The 24225-nt window shown below is 71.6% G+C and carries 26 protein-coding genes; 12 read left to right on the top strand and 14 right to left on the bottom strand.

Annotated elements, in window-relative coordinates; genetic code table 11:
* The 4 genes from gcvH to GPA04_RS03670 are packed head-to-tail and all read right to left on the bottom strand — an operon-like array spanning window position 1 to window position 3081.
* A complete protein-coding gene (gene gcvH / locus GPA04_RS21090; RefSeq protein WP_170299340.1) occupies window positions 1-372 on the bottom strand; it encodes a glycine cleavage system protein GcvH in 372 nt (123 codons plus the stop codon).
* A gap of 37 nt (window positions 373-409) precedes the next feature.
* The gene (gene gcvT / locus GPA04_RS03660) at window positions 410-1516 is read right to left on the bottom strand and encodes a glycine cleavage system aminomethyltransferase GcvT (RefSeq protein ID WP_156222519.1); all 1107 of its coding nucleotides are present in this window, start codon (window positions 1514-1516) and stop codon (window positions 410-412) included.
* Window positions 1513-1905 (bottom strand): universal stress protein, encoded by a 393-nt coding sequence (locus GPA04_RS03665; protein ID WP_156222521.1) that lies wholly within the window; start codon window positions 1903-1905, stop codon window positions 1513-1515. Before GPA04_RS03665 ends, gcvT begins: the two co-directional genes overlap by 4 nt.
* A gap of 48 nt (window positions 1906-1953) precedes the next feature.
* Complete coding sequence (locus tag GPA04_RS03670; RefSeq protein WP_156222523.1) at window positions 1954-3081, bottom strand: DUF4192 domain-containing protein; 1128 nt, start codon at window positions 3079-3081, stop codon at window positions 1954-1956.
* Between the two features lie 121 nt (window positions 3082-3202).
* Between GPA04_RS03670 and GPA04_RS03675 the strand changes: the two genes are divergently transcribed.
* Window positions 3203-4285, top strand: coding sequence for a polyprenyl synthetase family protein (locus GPA04_RS03675; RefSeq protein ID WP_241680586.1), 1083 nt, complete (start codon window positions 3203-3205; stop codon window positions 4283-4285).
* A gap of 12 nt (window positions 4286-4297) precedes the next feature.
* Here the strand turns inward: GPA04_RS03675 and GPA04_RS03680 are convergent, their stop codons facing one another.
* On the bottom strand, window positions 4298-4690 hold the full coding sequence (locus GPA04_RS03680) for an Rv2175c family DNA-binding protein (RefSeq protein ID WP_156222527.1): 393 nt from the start codon (window positions 4688-4690) through the stop codon (window positions 4298-4300).
* Between the two features lie 127 nt (window positions 4691-4817).
* On the opposite strand from GPA04_RS03680, the gene GPA04_RS03685 reads away from it, so the two are divergent.
* Window positions 4818-6251 carry a LysM peptidoglycan-binding domain-containing protein gene (locus GPA04_RS03685; protein ID WP_241680587.1) on the top strand — a complete coding sequence of 478 codons (1434 nt, stop codon included), beginning with the start codon at window positions 4818-4820 and terminating at the stop codon, window positions 6249-6251.
* A gap of 38 nt (window positions 6252-6289) precedes the next feature.
* Window positions 6290-8245, top strand: a complete 1956-nt coding sequence (pknB, locus tag GPA04_RS03690; RefSeq protein ID WP_156222529.1) for a Stk1 family PASTA domain-containing Ser/Thr kinase — start codon at window positions 6290-6292, stop codon at window positions 8243-8245.
* 6 nt (window positions 8246-8251) lie between these two features.
* On the opposite strand, the gene GPA04_RS03695 is transcribed toward pknB, so the two are convergent.
* The 3 genes from GPA04_RS03695 to GPA04_RS03705 form a co-directional block, all read right to left on the bottom strand.
* Entirely contained in the window at window positions 8252-8869 is a 618-nt protein-coding gene (locus GPA04_RS03695) for a molybdopterin-dependent oxidoreductase (protein ID WP_241680588.1), read from the bottom strand.
* Between the two features lie 2 nt (window positions 8870-8871).
* Window positions 8872-10236: a class II 3-deoxy-7-phosphoheptulonate synthase gene (locus GPA04_RS03700; protein WP_436277900.1), complete on the bottom strand. Its 1365-nt coding sequence runs from the start codon at window positions 10234-10236 to the stop codon at window positions 8872-8874.
* 62 nt (window positions 10237-10298) lie between these two features.
* Complete coding sequence (locus tag GPA04_RS03705; protein ID WP_156222531.1) at window positions 10299-11537, bottom strand: pyrophosphate--fructose-6-phosphate 1-phosphotransferase; 1239 nt, start codon at window positions 11535-11537, stop codon at window positions 10299-10301.
* A gap of 95 nt (window positions 11538-11632) precedes the next feature.
* Here GPA04_RS03705 and GPA04_RS03710 point away from each other — a divergent pair, with 95 nt between their 5' ends.
* From GPA04_RS03710 to GPA04_RS03720, 3 genes are all read left to right on the top strand, one after another.
* The gene (locus GPA04_RS03710) at window positions 11633-12109 is read left to right on the top strand and encodes a hypothetical protein (protein WP_156222533.1); all 477 of its coding nucleotides are present in this window, start codon (window positions 11633-11635) and stop codon (window positions 12107-12109) included.
* Window positions 12110-12178: 69 nt separating this feature from the next.
* Window positions 12179-14005, top strand: coding sequence for an AMP-dependent synthetase/ligase (locus GPA04_RS03715; RefSeq protein WP_156222535.1), 1827 nt, complete (start codon window positions 12179-12181; stop codon window positions 14003-14005).
* 63 nt (window positions 14006-14068) lie between these two features.
* Entirely contained in the window at window positions 14069-15868 is a 1800-nt protein-coding gene (locus GPA04_RS03720; RefSeq protein ID WP_156222537.1) for a DEDD exonuclease domain-containing protein, read from the top strand.
* Here the strand turns inward: GPA04_RS03720 and GPA04_RS03725 are convergent.
* The gene (locus GPA04_RS03725; RefSeq protein ID WP_156222539.1) at window positions 15847-16278 is read right to left on the bottom strand and encodes an arsenate-mycothiol transferase ArsC; all 432 of its coding nucleotides are present in this window, start codon (window positions 16276-16278) and stop codon (window positions 15847-15849) included. The two genes, GPA04_RS03720 and GPA04_RS03725, sit on opposite strands and share 22 nt — an antisense overlap.
* Window positions 16275-16658, bottom strand: coding sequence for an ArsR/SmtB family transcription factor (locus tag GPA04_RS03730; RefSeq protein WP_156222541.1), 384 nt, complete (start codon window positions 16656-16658; stop codon window positions 16275-16277). The genes GPA04_RS03725 and GPA04_RS03730 overlap by 4 nt, the downstream gene beginning before the upstream one ends.
* An 89-nt stretch (window positions 16659-16747) precedes the next feature.
* On the opposite strand from GPA04_RS03730, the gene GPA04_RS03735 reads away from it, so the two are divergent.
* From GPA04_RS03735 to GPA04_RS03745, 3 genes are read left to right on the top strand one after another with little or no spacing between them, the layout of a single operon-like run.
* On the top strand, window positions 16748-18061 hold the full coding sequence (locus tag GPA04_RS03735) for an NAD(P)-binding domain-containing protein (protein ID WP_156222543.1): 1314 nt from the start codon (window positions 16748-16750) through the stop codon (window positions 18059-18061).
* Between the two features lie 56 nt (window positions 18062-18117).
* Window positions 18118-18657 (top strand): hypothetical protein, encoded by a 540-nt coding sequence (locus tag GPA04_RS03740; protein WP_156222545.1) that lies wholly within the window; start codon window positions 18118-18120, stop codon window positions 18655-18657.
* A gap of 39 nt (window positions 18658-18696) precedes the next feature.
* Complete coding sequence (locus tag GPA04_RS03745; RefSeq protein ID WP_194238927.1) at window positions 18697-18882, top strand: hypothetical protein; 186 nt, start codon at window positions 18697-18699, stop codon at window positions 18880-18882.
* A 192-nt stretch (window positions 18883-19074) separates the two neighbouring features.
* Here the strand turns inward: GPA04_RS03745 and GPA04_RS03750 are convergent, their stop codons facing one another.
* Together GPA04_RS03750 and GPA04_RS03755 are read right to left on the bottom strand one after the other, a co-directional pair.
* A complete protein-coding gene (locus tag GPA04_RS03750; RefSeq protein ID WP_156222547.1) occupies window positions 19075-19590 on the bottom strand; it encodes a DUF421 domain-containing protein in 516 nt (171 codons plus the stop codon).
* Window positions 19591-19721: 131 nt separating this feature from the next.
* Complete coding sequence (locus GPA04_RS03755; protein WP_156222549.1) at window positions 19722-20549, bottom strand: immunity protein Imm33 domain-containing protein; 828 nt, start codon at window positions 20547-20549, stop codon at window positions 19722-19724.
* Window positions 20550-20660: 111 nt separating this feature from the next.
* Here GPA04_RS03755 and GPA04_RS03760 point away from each other — a divergent pair, with 111 nt between their 5' ends.
* Together GPA04_RS03760 and GPA04_RS03765 are read left to right on the top strand one after the other, a co-directional pair.
* Entirely contained in the window at window positions 20661-20942 is a 282-nt protein-coding gene (locus tag GPA04_RS03760; RefSeq protein WP_156222551.1) for an Lrp/AsnC family transcriptional regulator, read from the top strand.
* A gap of 2 nt (window positions 20943-20944) precedes the next feature.
* A complete protein-coding gene (locus GPA04_RS03765; protein ID WP_156222553.1) occupies window positions 20945-21787 on the top strand; it encodes a tyrosine-protein phosphatase in 843 nt (280 codons plus the stop codon).
* A gap of 7 nt (window positions 21788-21794) precedes the next feature.
* On the opposite strand, the gene trpD is transcribed toward GPA04_RS03765, so the two are convergent.
* Together trpD and GPA04_RS03775 are read right to left on the bottom strand one after the other, a co-directional pair.
* Window positions 21795-22868 (bottom strand): anthranilate phosphoribosyltransferase, encoded by a 1074-nt coding sequence (gene trpD, locus GPA04_RS03770; protein WP_156222555.1) that lies wholly within the window; start codon window positions 22866-22868, stop codon window positions 21795-21797.
* Window positions 22869-22871: 3 nt separating this feature from the next.
* Entirely contained in the window at window positions 22872-23306 is a 435-nt protein-coding gene (locus GPA04_RS03775) for a response regulator (RefSeq protein WP_156222557.1), read from the bottom strand.
* A 256-nt stretch (window positions 23307-23562) separates the two neighbouring features.
* Between GPA04_RS03775 and ctaE the strand changes: the two genes are divergently transcribed.
* Complete coding sequence (ctaE, locus tag GPA04_RS03780) at window positions 23563-24198, top strand: aa3-type cytochrome oxidase subunit III (RefSeq protein WP_156222559.1); 636 nt, start codon at window positions 23563-23565, stop codon at window positions 24196-24198.
* The last annotated feature ends 27 nt before the right edge of the window (window positions 24199-24225 follow it).

The following is a 24225-nucleotide window of genomic DNA, read 5'->3' on the forward strand; positions in this document are numbered from 1 at the left end:
TCAGCCCTGGGTGAGCGCGGTGTAGGCCTCGGCGTCGAGCAGCGGTCCCTCCGCCTCGACGGTCACGGCGAACAGCCATCCCTCGCCGTAGGGGTCGGTGTTGACGACCTCGGGCGTCTCGACGGCCGCCTCGTTGATGCTGGAGACCGTGCCGGTCACCGGCGAGTAGAGGTCGCTGACCGACTTGGTCGACTCGATCTCGCCGCAGGCCTGGCCGGCGACGACCTCGGTGCCGACGGCGGGGAGGTCGAGATAGACGACGTCGCCGAGGGCGTCGGTCGCGTAGGCGGTGACACCGATCGTGGCGGTCCCTGCAGCGAGCACCACCCACTCGTGCTCGGCGGTGTACTGGCGGTCGCTGGGGATGCTCATGTCAGATGCGTCTTCCGTGCTGGAGGTCCACCCGGAGTCATGCCGGGCGTCGGTAGAAGGGTAGTTCGGTGACGGTCATCGGCTGGCGGGTGCCCCGCACGTCGACGTCGAGCTGCTCACCTGCGGCGGTGGGCACGTCCACGCGTGCCAGCGCGATCGGGTGACCGAGCGTCGGGGAGAGCACACCGGAGGTGACCACCCCGATCTCGGCCGCGCCCTCTCCCCCGCTGCCGCTGAGCACCGTCGATCCGGCACGAGCCGCGCGGCGACCGGACCCGACCAGACCGATCAGGTGCGTGCCGGAGCGCGCGGCGGCGCGCGCCGCGAGCGCGTCGCGGCCGACGAAGTCGTGGTCGAGCTTGACGAGGCGGTCCAGGCCCACCTCGTACGGGGTCGTCGCCCGCGTCAGCTCCTGCCCGTACAACGGCATCCCGGCCTCGAGCCGGAGGGTGTCGCGGGCGGCGAGCCCGGCAGGCACCAGCCCGGCGGCCTCACCCGCGCCGAGGAGCAACCGCCACAGACCGGCCGCGCCCTCGGCAGGCACGGCGAGCTCGAAGCCGTCCTCGCCGGTGTACCCGGTGCGCGCGACCAGGGCGGGAACGCCGTCGATGCGCCCCTGGACGCTCGCGTAGTACCGCAGCATCGTGAGGTCGACGTCCACGAGCGGCGCCAGGATCTCGGCGGCGCGCGGCCCCTGGACGGCGATCAGGGCTCGGTGCGGCGTGCGATCGACGACCGCGCACGGCTGCCCCTGGCTGCGCAGGGCGAGCTGGTCGAGGACGCTCACCCGGTTCGCGGCGTTGGCGATCACGAGGTAGTCCTCGGCGCTGAGCCGGTAGACGATCAGGTCGTCGATGATCCCGCCGTCCTCGGCGACGATCACGGTGTAGCGGGCACGGCCGTCGGCGAGCTGGGACGGCACGCTCACCAGTGCGCCGTCGAGCGCTGCTCCGGCACCGGGGCCGCTCACCTCGATCTGCGCCATGTGGGACAGGTCGAAGAGGCCCGCAGCGGTGCGGACCGCGTGGTGCTCGGCGAGATCGCCGGCATACCGCAGCGGCATCTGCCAGCCCGCGAAGCTCGTCAGGGTGGCACCGGCAGCCACGTGCTCGGCGTGCAGCGGGGTGGTCAGCTCCTCGGTCATGCCGTGCGTGCCGGCTTCACAGCCAGGACGGGGCATGTCGCGTCCAGCAGGATGCGCTGGGCGTTGGAGCCCAGGATCAGCTTGCCCACGGGCGAACGCCGTCGGAGCCCGATCACGATCAGCTCGGCGCCGAGGTCCTCGGCGATCTCGACGAGGTCGTCGGCGACGTCCTTGCCGCGCTCGACGTGACGGACCTCGTGGACGACGTCGGTGCTCTCGAGCGTCGACCTCGCCTCTTCGACGGCGGCCTCGATGGCGCCTGCCTCGGACCCTCGGGCGGCGTGCACGACGACGACGAGACGCGTACCCCGTCGGGTGGCCTCCTCGATCGCCGAGTCGAGAGCCGCCCTGCCCTCGGGTGTGGGGACGAACCCAGCAACGACCGGCACCACGCACCTCCATCCACGCTCGATGGGCGTTGCGCCGAGAGTAGCGCGTCAGAACCCTCCCGGCGTGACGCACGAGTGCGGCCGTGCCCAGGCGGGCCGGACCCCACCGGCGAGCGCGTCCTCGAGAAGCTGACCCAGCGTGCAGCCCGGGTGGTCCTCGAGGCACTGGCGCACCAGCACCTCGGCTCGTGCACCCTCGCCGCACCACCAGGCGAGCCAGCCGCGGATCGCGAGAGCGTAGCCCGCACGTCCCGGCGCCGCGTGCCGGACGATCTCGCCGAGCACCACGCGGCACGCCTGCACGTGGGCGGGCCCCGGCGGTTCGAGATCGCCGGTGACCATGTCCTCGAAGGTCCTCATCACCTCCGGTGAGCCGGGCCGCCCGCGTTCGCCGGTGACGGTCCAGGCGAGGATCGCGTCGCGCAGGTGGGGATCGGCCAGCGCGACGCCGAGGCGACCCGGGACGGTGGCATCCGGCCACCAGGGACCGCGGAGCGTGCCCGCCTCGGCGAGCGCCACCCCGTAGAGGTCAAGCATCCTGCGGCGCCATCGGCTCTGGCGCTCCGGTGGCCTGTTGCGCATGGCACGCCGCTCGCGGTCCGCCGCGTGGGTGGCGACGGCCAGCCGGTGCGCATCGACCTCGCGCGAGCAGCCGAGCGCCTCACGGCTGGGCGCCAGGGCCTCCCCTGCCAGCACCATCCGTGCGGCGATCGCGGTCTCGCTCAGCCTGGTGATCGGATGGCCCGCCTCGGGGCAGCACGGTTCGCTCGCGCACTCCAGGCACGCGAAGGCGCCGGTGGACACCACGAACGACTCCGTGCGGTGCGTCAGGGGCATCACCTCCAACCACTCCTGCAGCACCCTCCCGGCGGTGCCGCGGCCGGCGCGCACGTCCTGGAGCGGCTCGTCGGTGTAGAGGACGGTCAGCGCGGCCACCGTGGGGTCCTGCGCCATCTGGGCCGCGATGCCCGACGCCGCGCCGGGAAGGGCACCAGGGGTCGCGAGGTCGGCGATGTCGAGCCGTGCGGCGAGCCCGGGCGCCACGGCTCCCGGTACCGGCTGGAGCACCGTGAGCATAGCGAGCGACTCGGTCGGGACGTACCCGAACCGGTAGGGCAGATAGGCGAGGAGGTCCTCGGGACGGTTGAGCTTGAGGGTGATCGGTTCGATGTCCATCGACAGAGTTCAGCCCCTCTCGGCACCTGCCTGCTGGGCGGTCCTGGGGGTGCTGTGGACAGAGCGGCATCGGGCCGGACCTGTGGACAACCCTCGGGTGGATCGCCGGTACTGTGGCGATGTGCAGGAGGCCGCCGCAGTGCTGCGCCCGGCGGTCACCGCCGAGGTGCTGGGATCCTGGCGTCGGCTCGCCGGGTCGTTCGCCTCGGTCGGCCCCGAGGTGGCTGTCTTCTTCGACGTCGGCGCCGACCTGCTCGCGCACGGCAAGCGGCTGCGGGCATCCTTCGCCTCCGCGGGCTGGCGCAGCCTGGGCGGCGAGGCCCTGGCGGCGGCCGAGGTGCGTCTGGGCAGCGGGCTCGAGCTGTTCCAGGTGGCCGCGCTCGTGCACGACGACCTCATGGACGGGTCGCTGACGCGCCGCGGCCGCCCGTCGGCGCACCGTCAGTTCGCGGCGCACCACGACGAGGTCGGCCTCGTCGGCGGCGCGACCCGGTTCGGTGAGGCCGGTGCGATCCTCCTCGGCGACCTGCTGCTGGTCGCCGCGCAGTCCGAGCTCGACGACGCCCTCGGCCTGGTCGACGCGAACGCCGGCGCACGCGGCCGGCGCCTGGTCGAGGAGATGATGGGCGAGGTCACCGTCGGCCAGTTCCTCGACAGCTATGCCCAGTCCGCCCCGTGGTCGACCAACCCGGCGACCGACCTGGACCGGGCGCGTCGCGTGATCCGGTCCAAGTCCGCCCGCTACTCGGTGGAGCACCCGCTCGTGATCGGTGCGGCGCTCGCCGGGGCCGACGACGCGATGCTCGCCCACCTGCGTGCCGTGGGGCTGCCGATCGGCGAGGCGTTCCAGCTGCGCGACGACGTGCTCGGCGTCTTCGGTGACCCGGCGACCACGGGCAAGCCCGCGGGCGACGACCTGCGCGAGGGCAAGCGCACCGTGCTCGTCACGCTCGCCATGACGCTCGCGAGCGAGCGGGACGTCGCGACGCTGCGCACCCTGGTCGGTCGTTCCGACCTCGGCCCCGACGACATCGCGCGCGTGCGTGCGATCCTCACCGACTCGGGTGCGCTGGCCGCCGTCGAGGAGCTCATCGAGGAGCGCTACCAGGCGGGTCTTGCGGCGCTGGCCGCGACCGGTCTCGGCGAGGAGCAGCGCGACTACATCGCTGCGCTGGCCGGCGCGGCCATCAAGCGCGACGCCTGATCCGCTCCCGGGTCAGAAGGCCAGCACCTGCGCGGCGCGACGGACCGCGTGCGTGCGGAGGCCGACCAGCGCCTCGATGGGCGTGCTGCCGAGCTCCTCGTTGTCCCGGAACAGCCACGCGACGATCTCCTCGTCCGCGTAGCCGGCGTCGCTGAGCTGGATGATGCTGCCGCGCAGACCGCTGACGATGCCCTTGCCCCCGGTCTCCGGGTCGTCGACGACGAAGGCGCTGGGGATCGTGGGCGCGCGTCCGCCACGGCGGACCGCCACCACGGACTTGTCCGAGATCATGCCGCGCACCTCGCGGTCACGGACGCCGAGCGCCTGCGCCACCTCCGGGATGCTCAAGAGCTCGATGTTCTCGAGCGGGTCCTGCTCCTCGGTGCTCGGAACTGCGTCAGTCATGGGGAAAGCGTAGGGCCTGAGCAGCACGCCGCTGTGACCACTCTGTTATGGTCAGATACTGCACATCTATCCCTTTTGTCGCATCAGACACTGGTGTCACACCCCTCCATCGACCCCGGGAGCTGAGATGGCCCTCCGCCGCACCCGTACGCCCACCCAGGTCGCCACCGGCCTCTCCGCGATCGGTGTCGTCACCGCCGTCGGCCTGGCCGGCGCCGTCGCTCCCGCCGCTGCGGAGGCCCCCGCCGCCGCCGGCCACCGCCCCAGCGAGCGCAGCGGGCCGGTGCCGATGCAGCCCGGTGACCAGACCACCTACACCGTGCGCCCCGGCGACACCGTCTCCGCGATCGCCGCACGCTTCGACACCACGATCCCGGCGATCGTCCGGGCGAACAGCCTCAACGGTCGCGCGATGATCTACGCCGGGCAGGTCCTCACCATCCCGGCGGCGGCAGCGACCAGCGCCGCGGGGCCGGCCGCGCCCAGCACGTCGAGCTCGACGCCGGCCGGCGCCACCTCCTACACGGTCGCCTCGGGTGACACCCTCTCGGGCATCGCGGCCGCGCACGGCACCACCGTCGCGCAGGTCAGCTCGCTCAACTCGCTCACCTCGACCGTGATCCACCCCGGCCAGGTGCTGCGTCTGCCCGGCGGCGCAGCGGCGACCACCACCACCACCACGACCGGTGCTGCGACGACGGCTGCGCCCGCGACGGGCGCCCAGTACACGGTGCGTTCCGGCGACACCGTCTCCGGGATCGCCGCGCGGCACGACACCACGGTCGCCGCGATCGTGGCCGCCAACGGTCTCAACGCGCGTGCTCTGATCCGCATCGGCCAGGTGCTGACGATCCCTGGCGCCGCGGCGGCGAGCACGTCCTCGAGCACGTCCAGCTCCGGCACGGCACCCAGCTCGTCCGCCTCCTCGAGCGCGACCAGCTACACGGTGCAGTCCGGTGACACCCTGTCCGGGATCGCGGGCAAGCACGGCACGACGGTCGCGGCGATCACCGCGCTGAACTCGCTGAGCTCGAGCGTGATCTACCCGGGTCAGGTGCTGAAGGTCCAGGGCCAGCTGGTGCCGAGCACGTTCCTGCACTACACCTACCCCGACGCCACCGTGTCGGCCGCCAACCAGAACAAGCACGAGCTGCTGGCGAGCGACCTGCCGAGCAGGTCCCAGATGCAGGACCTCATCCGCACCACGGCGCAGCAGATGGGCGTCGACCCGGCGCTGGCCCTCGCCGTCGCCCAGCAGGAGTCCGGCTTCGACCCCGCGGCGGTCTCCCCCGCCAACGCGATCGGCGCGATGCAGGTCATCCCCACCTCGGGCGAGTGGGCCTCCGACCTCGTCGGGCGCGACCTCGATCTGCTGGACCCGCACGACAACGCGGTCGCCGGTGTGGCGATCCTGCGCTACCTGACCCGCACCGCACCGGACCTGCCTACCGCGATCGCCGGGTACTACCAGGGCCTGCGCTCGGTCACCAACAACGGCATGTACGCGGACACCCGCCGCTACGTCGCCAATGTGCAGACCCTGATGACACGCTATGCCTGAACAGGCCTAGTCCAGCTCCTCGCTCCTACACTGCGAACGTGGCCGCCACCGTGACCGATCCCGTGCTGGGCACGATCGTCGACGGCCGCTACGAGGTCATCTCCCGGATCGCGCGGGGCGGCATGGCGACCGTGTACCTGGCCCAGGACCGGCGTCTGGACCGCAAGGTCGCGCTCAAGATGATGCACCCGCACCTGGCGGACGGCAGCGACGTCGTCGCGCGGTTCCGCCGGGAGGCCAGGGCCGCGGCACGACTCTCGCACCCGGGCGTCGTCGGCGTCTTCGACCAGGGCACCGAGGGTGAGACCTCCTACCTGACGATGGAGTACGTCGACGGCGTCACGCTGCGCCGGCGGCTGGCCTCGCGCGGCGCGCTGTCGCTGGGTGAGGCGCTCTCCGTCATGGAGTCGATGCTGGACGCGCTCGCCGCGGCGCACCGGGCCGGCCTCGTCCACCGCGACGTCAAGCCCGAGAACGTGCTGATCGCGCGCGACGGCACCATCAAGGTCGCCGACTTCGGGTTGGCACGCGCCGTCACCGAGGCGACCATGTCCTCGACCGGCGCGCTGCTCGGGACGGTCGCCTACCTCTCCCCCGAGATCGTCACCTCCGGCGCCGCCGACGCCCGGGCCGACGTCTACGCCGCCGGCGTGATGCTCTACGAGATGCTGACGGGGCACCAGCCTTTCGAGGGCGAGACCCCGATCCAGGTCGCGTACAAGCATGTGCACGAGACGGTCCCGCCGCCGTCGGAGGATGTCGCCTGGCTCCCGTTCGAGGTCGACGAGTACGTGGCCTCGCTGACCGCGCACGACCCGGACGACCGGCCCCGCTCCGCCGACGCCGCGCTCGCCGCGCTGCGCACCATGCGCGCCGGGTTCGACGACCAGGTGCTCGCGGTCCGCGCCGACGTCGACCCCAGCCTCGCCGAGGTGGCCGAGATCGCGAACGAGGCGACCGACGACGTCGATCGCGAGGGCCACACCGCCGCCGTGCCGACGACGCCACCGGGCGGCACCGTCGTGCTGCCGATCGGTGCGGTGCGCGACCGCGACGCACAGGCGGAGCAGCAGTCGTCGGCCGGCAACCGCCGCCGTCGCACGCGCCGCCGCCGCGCGGTCGCGCTGATCCTGGTCGTGCTCTTCCTGCTCGCCAGCGCGGGCGGTGGCGCCTGGTGGTACCTCACGATCGGGCCGGGCGCCTACACGACGATGCCGGACGTCGTCGGGCGGGCCGAATCGACGGCGATGGCGACCCTCGACGAGGCCGGCCTGGACCCGACGACCGCCACGGACTACTCCGACTCGGTCCCGCTGGGGCACGTCATCAGCACCGACCCCGCACCCGGCGACCGGGTGGAGAAGGGTGGTGCCGTGGAGATCCTGGTCTCGCAGGGCGTGCTCCGCGTCAGCATCCCCGACGTGGCGGGAGCCACGGAGGCCGACGCGCAGCAGGAGCTGCAGGAGGCGGGCCTGGACGGCACCATCGGCGTGGAACGCGACTGGCACCCGGAGGTCGAGGCGGGCCTCGTCGTCGGCACCGAGCCCGCGGCCGGGAGCACGGTCGATCACGGCGTCGAGGTGACGCTGCTGGTCTCCCAGGGCCGGGAGCCGATCACGGTTCCCGACGTCGTCGGCAGCCCCGTGGACGAGGCCGTGGAGGTCCTCGAGGACGCCGGTGCGGTGCCCCAGCTCGGCGACGAGCAGTTCTCCGACGAGATCCCCGAGGGCAGCGTCATCACCCAGGACGTGGTCGGCGAGGCGCTCCGGGGCGATCTCGTCACGCTCGTCACCTCCAAGGGGCCGGAGCTGTTCGAGGTGCCGAACGTCGTGGGCCAGCAGTACGAGCAGGCCGAGGCCACGCTGACCGAGCTCGGCTTCGACGTCGATCGCGACAACATCCTCGGTGGCTACTTCGGGACCGTGCGGAGCCAGTCGCTCGAGGCCGGCTCCTGGCACCCACGGGGCACCGTGATCGTGCTGACGGTGGTCTAGACCCGGTCACCGCCGCTTGGCGTAGCGCTCCTCGCTCCAGGCGTCACCGCGGGCGTGATAGCCGCGTTCCTCCCAGAAGCCGCGGTCGGGGTTCTCCGGGAGCAGGTAGTTCCACCCGCGCAGCCACTTGGGGCCCTTCCAGGTGTACAGGTGCGGGATCACGAGCCGCAACGGCGCGCCCCGCTCGGGCGTGAGCGGCTCGCCGTCGCGATGGGTGACCAGCAGCGCGTTGCTCGAGAGCAGGTCAGCCAGCGGCACGTTGGCCGCGTACCCGAACTCGGCGAACACGAGCGCATCGGTGACGTCCTCGGCGGGCGGTGCCAGCTCCACCAGGTCGCGTGCGCGCACGCCTCCCCAGTCGATCCCCTGCGCCGTCCAGCGGGTGGCGCAGTGCATGTCGCAGATCTCCCGCACCGCAGGCAGCGCGGTCACCTCGTCGAGGCTGAAGACGTACTCGTCGCCACTGGCGGTCGCACCACCGACCGTCACGGTCCAGGTGTCGCGCTTGCGCTCAGGGATCCGCCCGTAGTGCATCACCGGCGGCTCCGCCACGTGGTGCTGACCCGGAGGCAGTGCGTGCGCGGGGCGCTCGCCGCTGGGCGGTGGCGAAGACGGGGTGGTCACGGTCAAGCGTCCCGCAACATCTCCGCGACCAGGAACGCCATCTCCAGCGACTGCTGGTGGTTCAGGCGCGGGTCGACCAGCGTGGTGTAGCGCCGGGTGAGCCCGACGTCGTCGATCTCCTCGCTGCCTCCGAGAACCTCGGTGACGTCGTCACCGGTCAGCTCCACGTGCAGCCCGCCCGGTACGGTCCCCAGGCTGCGGTGCACCTCGAAGAAGCCGCGGACCTCGTCGATGACGTCGGTGAAGCGGCGCGTCTTGTAGCCGTTGGCTGAGGTGAACCCGTTGCCGTGCATCGGGTCGCAGACCCAGGTGACCGGGCGGCCGTCGGCGCTGACGCCCTCGACCAGCGCGGGCAGCAGGTCGCGGACCTTGCCGGCACCCATGCGGGTGATGAACGTGAGGCGACCGGGCTCGCCGTCGGGGTTGAGCCTGTCGATGAGCGCGACCGCGTCCTCGACGGTGCTCGTGGGACCGAGCTTGACCCCGAGGGGGTTGCGCACCCGTGAGAAGAAGTCCACGTGGGCGCCGTCGAGCTGGCGGGTTCGCTCCCCGATCCAGAGGAAGTGCGCCGAGCAGTCATACGGGAGCCCGGTGCGGGAGTCGATCCGGGTCAGCGGGCGCTCGTAGTCGAGCAGCAGACCCTCGTGCGAGGAGTAGAAGTCGACGGTCCGCAGCGCGTCGAAGTCGGCGCCGGCCGCGTGCATGAACCGGATGGCGCGGTCGATCTCACCGGCGAACGCGTCGTAGGCGGCGTACGCCGGGTTGTCGAGGAAGCCGCGGTTCCACTCGTGCACCCGCCGCAGGTCGGCGAAACCGCCCTGGGTGAACGCCCGGATCAGGTTGAGCGAGGTCGCCGAGCTCCGGTAGGCCGCCAGCAGCCGCTGCGGGTCCGGGATCCGGGACTCGGGCGAGAACTCGTGTGAGTTGATGATGTCGCCCCGGTACGCGGGGAGCGTGACGCCGTCCCGGGTCTCGACGTCGGAGCTCCGCGGCTTCGCGAACTGCCCCGCCATCCTGCCCATCTTGATGATCGGCATCGACGCGCCGTAGGTCAGCACGACCGCCATCTGCAGGATCGTCTTGATCTTGTCGCGGATGTTGTCGGCCGTGATCTCGGCGAAGGTCTCGGCGCAGTCGCCACCCTGCAGCAGAAACGCCTCGCCACGGGACGCGGCCGCGAGCCGTTCCCGGAGGTTGTCCGCCTCCCCCGCGAACACCAGCGGTGGCTGCGTCGCGAGCTCGCTGGTGACCGCCGTCAACGCCTCGTCGTCGGGCCAGCGCGGCTGCTGCAGAGCAGTGAGCTCACGCCACCGATCGAGCCCGGCGTCGGCCGCGGGATCGGAGATCTGGTCGCTCTGCACGCTCACCCGGCCAGGATAGGGCGACCCGCCGGGCGTGCCTGACCACGCCCGGGGTCCGGACACCTGGCTCAGTGCGCGGCGGGCGGTGCCGCGACCAGCGGCTGTCCGATGCCGTCGAGGAGCTCGCCGAACCAGGGCACCGAGACGTCGAACGCCTTGCCGCCCGCGATCCGCGGGAACTCGATGGCGCGCAGCTGGTCGCCCTGCTCCTCGTCGTGCCCGATGACGCCCGAGACACCGGCCAGCGCCGTCTCGACGGCGAGATCGACCATCTGACCGATCAGCTCCAGGTCCGCCTCGTTCGCACGCGCCGAGCGCGAGAAGTAGCCGCTCTTCTGCACCATCGTCTTCTCGGCACCGATCAGCGCGGCGAACTGCTTGGCGAACCATGCGCCCGGGTTGATCGTGTCCAGCTTGACGTGGCCGAAGGGGTCGCGCTGGACCTCCTCGCCGGAGGCCTCGAGCTCGGCGATGATCTCCGGCACCCCGGCGCCCTCGGACAGGAAGATGTTGACGTTGCCGATCTCGTCCATGATGCCCCGCAGCCGCGTGGCCTCGGCCTGCATGTCGAGCTTGAGCTCGGGCAGGAACACGGCGTGCACGTCCCAGCGCTCGCGCTGCAGCCCGAGGCTGGGGTTCCACTCCTGCTGGTCCAGCCAGCCCCGATAGTCGCGGGCAGCCGCGGCGGTCAGCCAGCCGCAGTGCCGGCCCATCACCTCGTGCACGATCAGCATGCGCGGGTTGGAGCGGTGCTCGCCGATGATGTTCTGGGCGAAGATCGACGCCTGCTCGGCGGCGGTCATCGCACCGAGGGACTGCCGGATCGGGATGATGTCGTTGTCGATCGTCTTCGGCAGGCCGACCACCTCCAGGTGGTAGCCGTTCGACTCCAGGTAGGCGGCGAGATCGGCCGCCGTGGTGTTGGTGTCGTCGCCACCGATCGTGTGCAGCACGTCGACGCCGTCCGCACGGAGCTGCTCCGCAGCCACCTGCAGCGGGTCCTGGCCCTCGGCGACCAGGCCGCGCTCGACGAGGTTCTTCGCGTTGGTGAGCTTGACCCGGCTGTTGCCGATCGGGCTGCCGCCGAAGCGGTCGAGGACCGCTGCGTTCGCCCGCGCCTCGTCGTCGATCGTGATCGAGGTGCCGGTCAGCAGGCCGTGATAGCCATACTGGTAGGCGATGATCTCGGCCTCGGGAAGCACCTCCGAGTAGCGCGTGACCAGCTTGCCGACGGCGGCCGACAAGCACGGCGCGAAACCGCCGGCGGTGAGAAGTGCGACCTTGCGGACCTGTCGTGCCTCGGACATCGGCGACTGCTTCCTCTCGTGGTGCGAACGACGTTCAGCCACCAGCAGAAGGCGGCTCTGGGTCCCACCCTAGGGCCGCGACTAAAGTGGGTCACATGCCGCCGTCAACGGACCTCCCGCACGGTGGCGCGGGTGACGGTCGCGACGGCCCCACGCAGGCCGAGGTCGACCGCCGGTTCGCCGAGCTGATCGGCGGCCTGGGAGCCCCGCCCGCCGCTCCCCCGGCGGCGGAACCCCCACCTGCCGAGGCGCCGCCGTCGAGCCCCGCCCAGGAGGTCGAGCCCCGCCCCACCTTGGGCGGGCCACGTGACTACGCACCGCCGGACGAGCTGGACGAGGCGTTCCAGCCGCCGGAGCCTGCGCCGCTCGGCACCGCCGACCCCATCAGGCTGCTGGCGTGGACGCTCGCGATCGCCGGCCCGATCCTGCTGCTGCTCGTGGTGCTGGCCTGGCCGAGCGCGCCGGCGATCGTGTGGCTGACCCTGCTCGCGGTCACCGTGGTGGGCTGGGGCGTGGCCTTCGCGCGACTGCCCCGTTCGCGCGACGACGGCGACGACGGCGCGGTCGTGTGAGCGCCCCTCGCCGCCGACCGCTAGCCTGACGCCACCCTCATCCTTCCCGTTCTGCCACCGGAGCCAGCAATGGACACGTATGCCGCACCCCCGCTAGTCACCACCCCCGACGAGATGTCCATCGGCGATCTTCTTGCCGACCACGCGAACCGCACGCCCGACAAGGTGCTGGTCGAGCGGCTGGTCGACGGCACCTGGCGCCCCGTGACCGCGGCCGAGATGCACGCGACCGCCACCGCGATCGCCAAGGGCCTGATCGCCTCCGGCATCGAGGCCGGAGACCGGGTCGCGATCATGTCGCGCACCCGCCCCGAGTGGACGTTCCTCGACTTCGGCATCTGGTACGCCGGCGCCGTCCCCGTACCCGTCTACGAGACCTCCTCCTCCTCCCAGACCGCGTGGATCCTCTCCGACTCCGGCGCCGTCGCCGTGGTCGCGGAGAACGCCGGTCACGAGGACGTCATCGCGAAGGCCCGCAAGAAGGCGCCCGAGGTCAAGCACGTGTGGCAGATCGACGGCGGCGCGCTCGAGCAGCTCGCCGCGGCGGGCGTCGACGTCAGCGACGACGCCGTCCGGGAGCGCCGTGACGCCGTCCGGCTCGGCGACCTCGCCACCGTGATCTACACCTCCGGCACCACGGGCAAGCCCAAGGGCGCCGAGCTCACCCACGGCAACTTCGTGGAGCTGACGCGCAACGCGGTCGAGGCGCTGGGCAGCCAGATCCTGCACGCGCAGTCGCGCACGCTGCTGTTCATGCCGCTGGCGCACGTCTTCGCACGCTTCGTCGAGGTGCTCTGCATCACCGCCGGTGTGCCGCAGGGTCACACGCCGGACACCAAGACGCTGATGGCGGACATCGCCACCTTCCGTCCGACCTTCATCCTGTCGGTGCCGCGCGTCTTCGAGAAGGTCTACAACTCCTCGGAGGCCAAGGCCGCGGCCGGCGGCAAGATCAAGATCTTCCACTGGGCGGCGAAGGTCTCGCAGGACTACTCGCGCTCGCTCGACTCCGGTGGTCCCGGCATCGGGCTGCGGCTGCAGCACAAGCTGGCCGACAAGCTCGTGCTCCACAAGATCCGCGACGCGCTCGGCGGCCAGGCCGCGTTCGCGATCTCGGGTGGGGCACCGCTCGGCGAGCGTCTGGGCCACTTCTTCCGCGGTGTCGGCCTCACCGTGCTCGAGGGCTACGGCCTGACCGAGACCACGGCGCCGCTGAGCGTGAGCCTGCCCACGCGGGCGAAGATCGGCACCGTCGGGCCGCCGCTGCCCGGCACCACGATCAAGATCGCCGACGACGGCGAGATCCTCGCCAAGGGTGTCGGCGTGTTCGCCGCCTACCGCGGCAACGAGCAGGCCACGTCGGAGGCGATCGAGGACGGGTGGTTCCACACCGGTGACATCGGGGAGCTCGACAGCGACGGCTACCTCAAGATCACCGGGCGCAAGAAGGAGCTGATCGTCACCGCCGCCGGCAAGAACGTGGTGCCCTCCCAGCTCGAGGACAGGCTGCGCTCGCACCCGCTGATCAGCCAGTGCCTCGTGGTCGGGGACCAGCGCCCGTTCGTCGCCGCGCTGATCACGCTCGACGGCGAGATGCTCCCCTCGTGGTTGTCGAACCACTCGCTGCCGGAGATGAGCGTCGAGGAGGCCGCCAAGAACCCCGACGTCCTCGCCGCCCTGGGCCGCGCGGTCGATCGCACCAACAGCAAGGTCTCCCGGGCCGAGTCGATCCGCAAGTTCGAGGTGCTCACCGACGACTTCACGATCGACAACGACTACCTGACGCCTTCGCTCAAGGTGAAGCGCGCCAAGGTGCTCGCCGACTACGCCAACCTCGTCGACGACCTCTACGCGCGGGCCGCGGCAGATCGCAACGCCGAGAGCGCCTCCTCCTGAACCACCCCGCGACGTGAGTCGCTCCCCATCGATGTCGGACGTGTGTTCTAACGTCCGACATCGATGGGACTCGACCTCGGGCACGTCCGCCCACCAGCTGCTCGGATCCGGCTCGGCGACGAGCCCGGGGCCGGGCCACGCCCTGTTCAGCTCGCTCTCGACGAGATCGGGGTGCCGCTGCACGAGGTGACGTTCGTGGTCGTCGACCTCGAGACCACGGGCGGTTCGCCGTCGAGCAGCGAGATCACCGAGATCGGTGCGGTCAAGGTCCGCGGCGGTGAGGTGCTGGGCGAGTTCGCCACCCTGGTCAACCCGGGCGTCGCGATCCCGCCGACGATCACGGTGCTGACGGGCATCACCACCGCGATGGTGATCTCGGCGCCGCGGATCCAGGAGGTGCTGCCCTCGTTCCTGGAGTTCGCGCACGGTGCCGTGCTGGTGGCGCACAACGCGGCGTTCGACGTCGGCTTCCTCAAGGCGAACGCCGCTCGGATGGACCTCGCGTGGCCCCGGCCCGCGGTCGTGGACACCGTGCGGCTGGCGCGCCGGGTCGTCACCCGCGACGAGGCGCCGAACCACAAGCTCCACACCCTCGCGCGGCTGTTCGCGTCGGCGACCACCCCGAACCACCGGGCGCTGCAGGATGCCCGCGCCACCGTCGACGTGCTGCACGGGCTGCTCAGCCGGATGGCCTCGCTCGGGGTCTCGCACCTGGAGGACCTCGCCACCGCCTCGGACCCGGTCCCGCCTGCGCGCCGCCGCCGGTCCACGCTGGCCGACCACCTCCCCCGCTCCCCCGGCGTGTACCAGTTCATCGGGCCGGGTGCTGAGGTGCTGTACGTGGGCACGGCCACCGATCTGCGGCGCCGGGTGCGGCAGTACTTCACCGCCTCGGAGAAGCGGCAGCGCATCGGGGAGATGGTCGACCTCGCCACCGAGGTGCGCGGCATCCCCTGCGCGACGCGGCTGGAGGCGCAGGTGCGTGAGCTCCGCCTGATCGCCGAGCACGACCCGCCGTACAACCGCCGGTCCCGGCGCCCGGACCGGCTGCCCTGGGTCAGACTCACCGACGAGCCGCACCCGCGGCTGTCGATCGTGCGGGAGGTGCCCGCAGGTGCCGTGGCCGTCGGCCCCTTCGCCAGCCGTGCGGCCGCGCAGCTGGCGGTCGAGGCGGTGCAGCAGGCGATCCCGCTGCGCCAGTGCACGCGCCGGCTGCCGCTCGTCCCCCGCTCCGGCGGCGCCGACTGCATGCTCGCCGGCATCGGGCGGTGCAGCGCGCCGTGCGTAGACCCCGGCGCCGCCGCGGGCTACTCCGAGATCGCCGCGCGCGCAGAAGCAGCGCTGACCGGCCACACCGACGTGGTGGTGGGGACCGCCGTCGAGCACATCGATCGGCTGGTCTCCGAGCAGCGGTACGAGGAGGCGGCAGCCTGCCGCGACCGCGCCGAGGCGTTCTCGCGCACCGTGGGCAGGGGGCTGCGGCTCGCCGAGGTGCAGGGCGCGCGCCAGATCATGGCGGCGCAGGCAACCGACGGTGGCTGGGAGCTCGTGCTGGTACGGCACGGCCGCTTCGCGGGCACCGCGATCAGCCCGCGCGGGACCGACCCGATGGTCGTGGTGTCGCAGCTGTACGCCACCGGCGAGGTGGTCCCCGAGCCCGAGCGCCCCGGTGGGGCGGCCAGCACCGAGGAGACCGAGCTGCTGGCTGGCTGGCTCGGCCGCGCCGGTACCCGGCTCATCGCGTTCGACCACCCGGACACGGCCGGGTGGTCGGTGCCCGTGGCGGCCGCACCGGCCGCCCTGGCAGACCGGGTCCGGGCACGACACACGCCCGTCGTCGGTCAGCTGTCTGCGACCGCGTAGCCGCCGTTGCCGCGCAGCAGGTCCTCGACGTGGGCTGCGATGTCGTCGCGGACGAGGCGCATGCGCTCGATCCCGTCGATGCCGCGGGTCGAGGGTTCGTCGGTCTCCCATCGGATCACGGGCGTCGTGGATGCGGTCTCGAGCTGGGCTTCGGAACCGAGGATGACGATGAGGTCGACGCTCGCAGCCAGGGCGTCGGTCACGGGCAGAGGCTGGTGGCCGCTGATGTCGAGCCCGACCTCGCGCATCACCTCTGCCGAGAGTGCGTTGACAGTGCTACCGGGGTCGGTGCCGGCCGAGCGCACACCGAGCCCGGGCGCCTGGCGGGCCGCCAGCGCGGCGGCCATCACGGACTTGCCGCCGTTGCGTGCGCAGACGAACAGCACCGAGCCGATCGGGGCTTCGCTCACGCGATCGCCCCCTCGTGTGCGGCGGTGACCTGGTCGACGGCCCCTGCCAGCGCTGCTCTGGCGTCGGGTGCCAGCGCGTAGTAGGCCCACTTGCCGCGCTGCTCGCGGGTGACCAGCCCGGCGCGGGCGAGCACGCTCATGTGGTGGGACACCGTGGGCTGGCTCAGGCCGACCGGCTCGGTCATGTCGCAGATGCACGCCTCACCATCGGTGGCAGCGGCGATCATCGACAGCAGCTTGACCCGGGTCGGGTCGCTCAAGGCCTTGAACACCTGCGCCAGCACGTGGGCCCTCTCGTCGGTCAGGTGGCCGTCGGTGGGCGTCGAGCAGCAGGAGACGAGCTGGTCAGGCTCGATCCTGGGTGAAGCAGAAGCAGGCATGAACGCCATGCTGCCAGACGTATTGACATCTGTCGATGCGTGAGGCACTGTGGCGATGTATCGACATTCATGGATGTGAGGTGTGACTGATGGATAAGCTGCCCGTCGTCGTGATCGGAGCCGGACCGCAGGGGCTGGCGAGCGCTGCGCACCTGCGTGAGCGGGGTCTGCGGCCGTTGGTCCTGGAGCGCGGCGCCGGTGCCGGCGCCGCCGTGGCCGAGTGGGGCCACGTGCGGTTGTTCTCGGCGTGGCCCGAGCTGGTCGACCCAGCCTCGGTGCGGCTGCTGGAGAGCACGGGCTGGGAGGCACCGACCACGGGGTACCCGACCGGGCAGCAGTGGGTGGAGCGTTATCTGGCACCGCTCGCACAGGCGCTGGGGCAGCACGTGCGGTTCGGTGTGGAGGTCGTGGGGGTCTCCCGCGCCGGCCGTGACCGGCTGGTGAGCTCCGGCCGAGCCGACCAGCCGTTCACGGTGCACCTGCGAGACGGTGCGGGCGTGGAGAGCCGTATCGCTGCACGTGCTGTCATCGACGCGTCCGGGACATGGGGTCGTCCTGGTCCGGCAGGCGCCGACGGGCTGCCGGCCATCGGTGAGCGCAGCGCACGGCAGATCAGCTACCGCATCCCTGACCACCGCGAGCCCGGTGTGCACGCCGGCAAGCACACCGTGGTGCTCGGTTCGGGCGCCTCCGCCTTCAACGCCCTGCACGAGCTGACCCGTATCGCCGCCCACTCCCCCGGGACGCGCATCACCTGGGCCATCCGCCGGGCTGTCCGGGACGACACCTTCGGCGGCGGGGGTGCCGACGAGCTCCCCGAGCGTGGAGCCCTGGGTCTGCGCGCTCGCGCGGCGGTCGAGTCCGGGGCGGTCGGGCTGGTGACCGGGTTCCGCACGGCCCGGGTGCGCACCATGGGCGATCAGGTGGTTCTGGTGGGCGAGGACGGCGCGGAGCTCGGGCCGGCCGACGCCGTGGTGGCGTTGACCGGGTTCCGGCCCGACCTGTCGTTCCTGGCCGAGGTGCGCCTGGACCTGGACCCGACCCTGGAGGCGCCGCGATCGATCGCCGCCGACATCGACCCCAACCTGCACTCCTGCGGCTCGGTCCGCGCCACGGGAGCCGCCGACCTCGCTCAGCCGGAGCCCGACCTGTACCTGGTGGGCATGAAGTCCTACGGCCGCGCCCCGACGTTCCTGGCGCTGACCGGTTACGAGCAGGTCCGCAGCGTCGCTGCCGCGCTGGCCGGCGACCACGAGGCCGCCGCGCGGGTCGAGCTCGTCCTCCCCGACACCGGTGTCTGCGGTGGAGCCGGCACCTTCGACGAGCCGGAAGCCGCAGATGGAGGATGCTGCGCTCCCGCTACTCCCATCAGCATCAGCCGGCGCACGGTCAACCTGCTCTGAGGAGGCATCCCGGTCGGCTGTGCCTGGGCGCCACTCGTTGCTGCGACGATGACGGGATGGACGTCGGCTTCACCCCGCTGGCACTCGTCGTGCTGGTCGGCCCGCAAGCCTCGGGCAAGAGCGCGCTGGCGTCGAGCCTTGCCGCGCACCTGCGAGGGCAAGGTGAGCGCGTCGCTGTCGTCGAGCTCGATCAGGTCGCGGCCATGGCGCTCCCCACCCTGCCCAGCTGGGAGACGGCGCACCGGATCTTCGAGACGGTGACCGGCATGTGGGCACGAGCCGACCTGACGTGCGTGATCGCTGAGGGGTCGGGTGAGCCCGACGAGGTATCGGGCCTGCTCAGGCAGACCCCTCCGGATGCGGTCGCTATCACGGTAGCCACGACGGCTCCGTTCGAGGTCGCGTTGGCGCGAGCGCAGGCCGACCCCACACGAGGGCGCTCGAAGGACAGAGACTTCCTCAGCAGGATCTACGACGCCTGGCCCGACAAGATGGCCGCGATCGATCCCAGCCTCGTGATCGACACCAGCGCTCACACGCTGGCTGAGTGCGTCGAGCGCGTCCGGTCAGCGGTCGATCGCGCTCGGATGGCGTAGATCGGGCCGGCGCCGGCGTCCGGTCACCCGCAGCCCAGGGTGGAAGTCGAGAGCATCTGCCGGTCAACCGGCATCACCGATGATCTGGCGCCCGTACACCAGCTGTTCCTGGTGCTGCTGATGTTCGTCGGCCGACTGGGGCCAGTGAGCCTGGGCGCCGCCCTCGCCGTGCGCGAACGCCAACGCCTCTTTCGGAGGCCCGAAGGCGCACCCATCGTCGGCTGAAGCACGATCGCACCAGCGCCTCGGAACTCTGGGTGACTCGGTAGCGGAGTCCATCGGCACCAGTTTCTGGCACGCGCTTCGGGTAGCCAGGCAATGGATGAACGACGCGCGATCCTCGTCGACCCGGCATCGCGCCCGTCCCTCGCAGTAGCGGCAGCGACGCACGCCCCCCGATAGCAACCTCTCCACGACTCAGGTGCGGACGGTCCACACGTCGCCGAGGCTCGACGCGTCGCCAAGCTTGTCCTGCGTGATCACGCTGATGCGTCCGTTGCTCTCCAGAACGACCGCGGCAACGGACGAGAGGTCGCCCTCGCCACTTTGTCGCACAGCCTGCTTCACATCGGCGACCGCCACTCGGTGGCGATGCAACGCAGCGTCGATGATCACACCGTCGCGCAACAACAGGGCGGGTGGCGCGGTGACCAGGCGGCGGGCCCTCTGCGAGCGAGAGATCGTGAACGCAACTGCGGCCTGCAAGACGAGCAGCGCGACCAGTGCGAGCACGCCTTCGACATAGGCCACGTCTCCGCTGAGCAGGATCGTGGCCAGGGTGGATCCCAGGGCAACCGTGACGACGAAGTCGAACGCGCTGAGCTGCGCGAGCGTCCGCTTTCCTGAAACCCGAATGAGGAGGATGAGCGCGCCGTACGACGCGATCCCCACGACGAGCACGCGCGTGATGTCACTCCAGCTGTCGAACCACATGCACCCGACGGTACGGCGCTGCTACCGCGCGAACGAGCAACGCGCGACAGCTCGACCCGCCTCAACCTCGAACACGTCACCGATGGGCCGTGTGCTGAGCTGCTGGCTGACGGCAGCGTGCGCCGATGGCGTCAGCCGGTCGGGTAGATGTCGTCGCCCTCGGGGAACAGCGTGAAGCCCCAGCCCGGGGCCATCGCGAGGTACGGCTGGATCTTGGGGTGCCGCTGCTGCGCCGCCTGCAAGGTCAGCACGTCGAAGCCGACGGTCTCGGAGACCTGCTGCAGGTCAGGCGGGCCGGTGAAGAAGACCCATCCGCAGTCACGGCGCGCCGGCTGCGGCTCGAACCTGGCCCCGTACAGCGGCACGGAATCGGGCGTCACGTTCCTCGAGACCAGCACGTTGCTGAACGGCACGGGCGGGTGCGCGGGCACCCCGATGCGGTTGACGACCTCCTGCTGGTCGCGCCGCAGCCGGGGCGGCGACAGCGGGTCCACGGGCGTCGTCGGGTCGATCCTCGGGTTCGCAGGATCGCTCTCCCACGCGGCCAGGAACGCCGTGAGACGTGGGAGGTCGGGCACCGGCTCACCGGTGGCGATCACGAAGGTCGACGGGATCCGCACGCGATCGTGGGGAAGCAACCGCGTGTGCGTGGCGAAGGGGTGGTTGTCGAGCGCCACCTCGAGGGTCTCGGTGTCACGCCCGATCACGATCCCCCACATCCGCTCCACGATCTCCACCAGCACCGGCCGGCCGTGCACGTCGTAGGGGCCGACGCCGTCCCGCGAGGCGTCGGCGATCGTCGCCGTCCGGAACATGGCACGCACCAGGCTGCCCGGCTGCAGCGCCGCCAGCGCGGCCGCGGTCGGCAACTCGAAGGTGCCCCGGTGCTCGGCGGCCAGCGGACGCGGGTCCATCAGCTGCCAGCCGCCATGGCTCAGCAGCGCCTCGATCTCGGTCACGTCTCCCCCATCTCGACCAACCGTGCGGTGTTCATCCTGCCGTTCCCGATCGGCGCTCGTCCACCGCGCCGCCCTCGTGCATGATGAGGGTGAGCAAACGAGGAGGACCGGATGATCACCGCGATCGTGCTGATCGACGTCGAGGCGTCACGCATCCCCGAGGTGGCCCAGGAGGCCGCCGAGATCGACGGCGTCAGCGAGGTGTACTCGGTGACCGGCGACGTCGACCTCATCGCACTGGTGCGCGTGCCCGAGCACCAGGAGCTCGCGGGCGTCATCGCCGACCGCCTGAGCAAGGTCGAGGGCGTGGTCCGTACGCAGACCTACCTCGCGTTCCAGTCCTACTCCCGCCACGACCTCGAGGCAGCGTTCGCCCTCGGGCTGGGCGACTGAGGATGGCCGGTCCGATCTCCTGGATCGAGCTCGACGGCGTCGTCAACCTGCGCGACGTGGGCGGCCTCCCGACCACCGACGGCGGCACCATCCGGCCCGGCCGGCTGCTGCGCTCGGACAACCTGCAGGACCTGACCGCCGACGACATCGACGAGCTCCGCCGTCGGGGCCTGACCGACGTCGTCGACCTGCGCAGCGACGCCGAGGTGAGCTCCACCGGACCGGGTCCGCTGACCCGGGAGGAGTGGGTCCGCATCCACCACCACTCCTTCTTCGACGAGCGCGATCTCGACGGCGACGACATCCCCGAGACCTCCGCTCCCGGTCCCGGACCGGAGCCGGTCGAGACCGAGCAGTCGGACGCGGCCAAGGCGCTGCCCTGGGTGGGGAAGGAGCCGACGACGGCTCACGAGAACCCCGCGACCGCCCACTACCTGTCCTACCTCAGCGACCGGCCGGACTCGATCGTGGCGGGCCTGCGCGTGATCGCCGAGGCCGAGGGCGCCGTCCTGGTGCACTGCGCCGCGGGCAAGGACCGCACCGGGACGCTCGTGGCGATCGCGCTGCTGCTCGCGGGCGCCGACCCGGAGGCCGTGGTCGCCGACTACGCGGCGAGCAGCGAACGGGTCGAGCGCATCCTCCAGCGGCTGGTGGCCACCGAGACCTACGGCCCGGTGCTGGGCGGGCAACCCGCCGAGTGGCACATGACCCGCCCCGAGACGATGGCCGAGCTCATCGAGCACGTGCAGCCCGGTGGCGACCAGACACAGCTGCGCGCGGTGCTGGCGCGCTGCGGCTGGACCGACGAGGACACCGCCAGGCTGCGGGCCGCCCTGCGCGACTGACGCCGGGTCAGGCGGTGGAGGCCGCCACCCAGCGCTGCAGCGTCTCCGCCGCCGCACCGGAGTCCACGGCCGCGGCCGCGATCCTCAGCCCCGCCTGCAGCCTCTCGGTCAGCGTGCCGCTGCCCAGGCCGGGCGCGCTCCCGTCGGCCACGATCGCCGCGGCCGCGTTCAGCAGCACGGTGTCGCGCACCGGCCCCGTCGTACCGTCGAGGACGTCACGCAGAGCCCGGGCGTTCACCACGGCGTCGCCGCCGCGCAGGTCGTCGAGCGTGGCAGGGGACATACCCAGGTCCTCGACGAAGTCGAGGTGGTGCTCGACGACCTCGCCCCCGGTCGCCGCGGTGACCTCCCAGATCCGGCCCGTCGACGTCGGCGCGAGCTCGTCGAGCCCGTCGTCGTTGCGGAACACCAGCACGCTGCGGCCGCGCTCGGCGAACACGCCGGCGACCAGCGGCGCCATGCGCGGGTTCCCGACGCCGACCGCGCCGGCTCGCGGCTGCGCCGGGTTCGTCAGCGGCCCGAGGACGTTGAACGCCGTCGGCACCTTGAGCTCGGCCCGGACCGGGCCGGCGTGACGCATCGCCGGGTGGTAGCTCGCGGCGAACAGGAACGTGATGCCGACCTCCTGCGCGAGCTCGGCCGCGCGGGCGGGCGGAAGGTCGAGCCGGACGCCGAGCGCCTCGAGCACATCGGCGGCGCCGCTGGCCGAGGACGCGGCCCGGTTGCCGTGCTTGACGACCCGCAGACCGGCGCCGGCGACGACGATCGAGGCCGTCGTCGAGATGTTGACCGAGCGGTGCCGGTCACCCCCGGTGCCGACTACGTCGACGGCGTCTCCCGGGATCTCGATCGGCACCGCGTGCGCGAGCATCGCGTCCGCGAGACCTCGGAGCTCGGCCACGGTCTCGCCCTTGGTGCCGAGCGCCAACAGGAACCCGGCGAGGATCGTGGGGCTGGTGGCACCCGACATCACCTGGTTCATCGCCCAGGCGGTCTCGTCGTGCGTGAGGTCGTGGCGGGTGAGCAGCCGGGACAGCAGGTCAGGCCAGCTGCGGTCGGACTGCGCCCACGCCGCTGTCACTGCTCAGGCCTCGCCGCGCAGCTGGGTCGCGACCGTCTCCTGCAGCTCGACGGGGTCCAACGGCGCGGCGACCACGGCGTCCGCCTCCGACCAGGAGGCCAGCCAGGCGTCCTGCTGGCGGGCGATGAGCAGCAGCACCGGCGGGCACTCGTAGACCGAGGTCTTGAGGGTGCGGCACATCCCTATGCCGCCGACCTTCGGCGTCTCGCCGTCGAGGACCAGCAGATCGAACTTCACGCGCTTGACGGTGTCGATCACCGCCTGGGGCGAGGCGACCTCGACCCAGTCGATCAACGGGGTGTCGATCGACGCACGACGCCCGACCAGCGTGCGGATCTCGGCGCGAGTGGCGCGATCGTCGCTGTAGAGCAGCACGGTCGCCCGCTGCTCCGGCGCCTTCGCTGCGCCTACCTCGACGACGTCATGTCCTACGGCCATTCTCGGTCCCTCATCACGTGCTGGTTACGTTCTCCGTGCGCGCGCTCGTCGCGCCTCGCACGCCCTGACCACAGCCTAGTGGTGGCGCCGGACCGGCGGATCCGCCGCGCTTCGGGCGCTGCGCGCCCCCGACAGCGACCCATCGACGTGACGCCTGCGCGGTTCGCGTCACCTCGTCAGCACGAATCTCCGACGCGCCCTCATCGAGGTCCTCCAGGTGACCCGAGGAGTCCTCCGGACCGGCCATAATGGGCTCGTGTCGTCGACCTCTCCTGCGCTGCGTCCGCATGTGACGGTGCACCGCCCTGACCTGACCAAGGTGGGCGTCATCGTCTGGCTCTCGAGCGAGCTGATGTTCTTCGCCGGCCTCTTCGCCATCTACTTCACGCACCGGTCCGTGGCCGGGCCTGAGGTGTGGACGGAGAGCTCCGGGCTGCTGAACATCCCCTTCTCGCTGGGCAACACCGTCATCCTGGTCTCGTCATCGGTGACGTGCCAGCTAGGGGTGAGAGCCGCCGAGCGGTTCCAGTCGGTGCGCACCGGATCGCTGCTCAACCTCGCGGGCTGGGGCATGCGGGAGTGGTTCGCTCTCACCTACCTGCTGGGCTCGATCTTCATCGCCGGCCAGGTGTTCGAGTACGCGGAGCTGGCCCACGAGGGCCTCACGTTCACCAACTCCACCTACGGATCCGTGTTCTACCTCGCGACCGGGTTCCACGGTCTGCACGTGCTGGGCGGCCTGATCGCGTTCCTGTTCGTGCTCGTGCGGTCGTTCACCGCCTACAGGTTCGGGCATCGAGAGGCGACCCAGGCCGTCGTCGTCTCCTACTACTGGCACTTCGTCGACGCCGTCTGGATCTTGTTGTTCGGCGTCATCTACTTCCTGAGGTGATGGCGTGAGCGAGATCAGAGGCAGTCG

This window comes from Pseudactinotalea suaedae, assembly GCF_009733815.1.
Taxonomy (GTDB): domain Bacteria; phylum Actinomycetota; class Actinomycetes; order Actinomycetales; family Beutenbergiaceae; genus Pseudactinotalea; species Pseudactinotalea suaedae.

Bases quoted from the DNA above. Each gene is read 5' to 3' on its own strand.
- gcvH (WP_170299340.1), bottom strand. From the start codon at position 372: ATGAGCATCCCCAGCGACCGCCAGTACACCGCCGAGCACGAGTGGGTG.
- gcvT (WP_156222519.1), bottom strand. From the start codon at position 1,516: ATGACCGAGGAGCTGACCACCCCGCTGCACGCCGAGCACGTGGCTGCC.
- GPA04_RS03670 (WP_156222523.1), bottom strand. From the start codon at position 3,081: ATGGACATCGAACCGATCACCCTCAAGCTCAACCGTCCCGAGGACCTC.
- GPA04_RS03680 (WP_156222527.1), bottom strand. From the start codon at position 4,690: ATGACTGACGCAGTTCCGAGCACCGAGGAGCAGGACCCGCTCGAGAAC.
- GPA04_RS03685 (WP_241680587.1), top strand. From the start codon at position 4,818: ATGGCCCTCCGCCGCACCCGTACGCCCACCCAGGTCGCCACCGGCCTC.
- GPA04_RS03705 (WP_156222531.1), bottom strand. From the start codon at position 11,537: ATGTCCGAGGCACGACAGGTCCGCAAGGTCGCACTTCTCACCGCCGGC.
- GPA04_RS03710 (WP_156222533.1), top strand. From the start codon at position 11,633: ATGCCGCCGTCAACGGACCTCCCGCACGGTGGCGCGGGTGACGGTCGC.
- GPA04_RS03715 (WP_156222535.1), top strand. From the start codon at position 12,179: ATGGACACGTATGCCGCACCCCCGCTAGTCACCACCCCCGACGAGATG.
- GPA04_RS03720 (WP_156222537.1), top strand. From the start codon at position 14,069: ATGGGACTCGACCTCGGGCACGTCCGCCCACCAGCTGCTCGGATCCGG.
- GPA04_RS03730 (WP_156222541.1), bottom strand. From the start codon at position 16,658: ATGCCTGCTTCTGCTTCACCCAGGATCGAGCCTGACCAGCTCGTCTCC.
- GPA04_RS03735 (WP_156222543.1), top strand. From the start codon at position 16,748: ATGGATAAGCTGCCCGTCGTCGTGATCGGAGCCGGACCGCAGGGGCTG.
- GPA04_RS03740 (WP_156222545.1), top strand. From the start codon at position 18,118: ATGGACGTCGGCTTCACCCCGCTGGCACTCGTCGTGCTGGTCGGCCCG.
- GPA04_RS03750 (WP_156222547.1), bottom strand. From the start codon at position 19,590: ATGTGGTTCGACAGCTGGAGTGACATCACGCGCGTGCTCGTCGTGGGG.
- GPA04_RS03760 (WP_156222551.1), top strand. From the start codon at position 20,661: ATGATCACCGCGATCGTGCTGATCGACGTCGAGGCGTCACGCATCCCC.
- GPA04_RS03765 (WP_156222553.1), top strand. From the start codon at position 20,945: ATGGCCGGTCCGATCTCCTGGATCGAGCTCGACGGCGTCGTCAACCTG.
- GPA04_RS03775 (WP_156222557.1), bottom strand. From the start codon at position 23,306: ATGGCCGTAGGACATGACGTCGTCGAGGTAGGCGCAGCGAAGGCGCCG.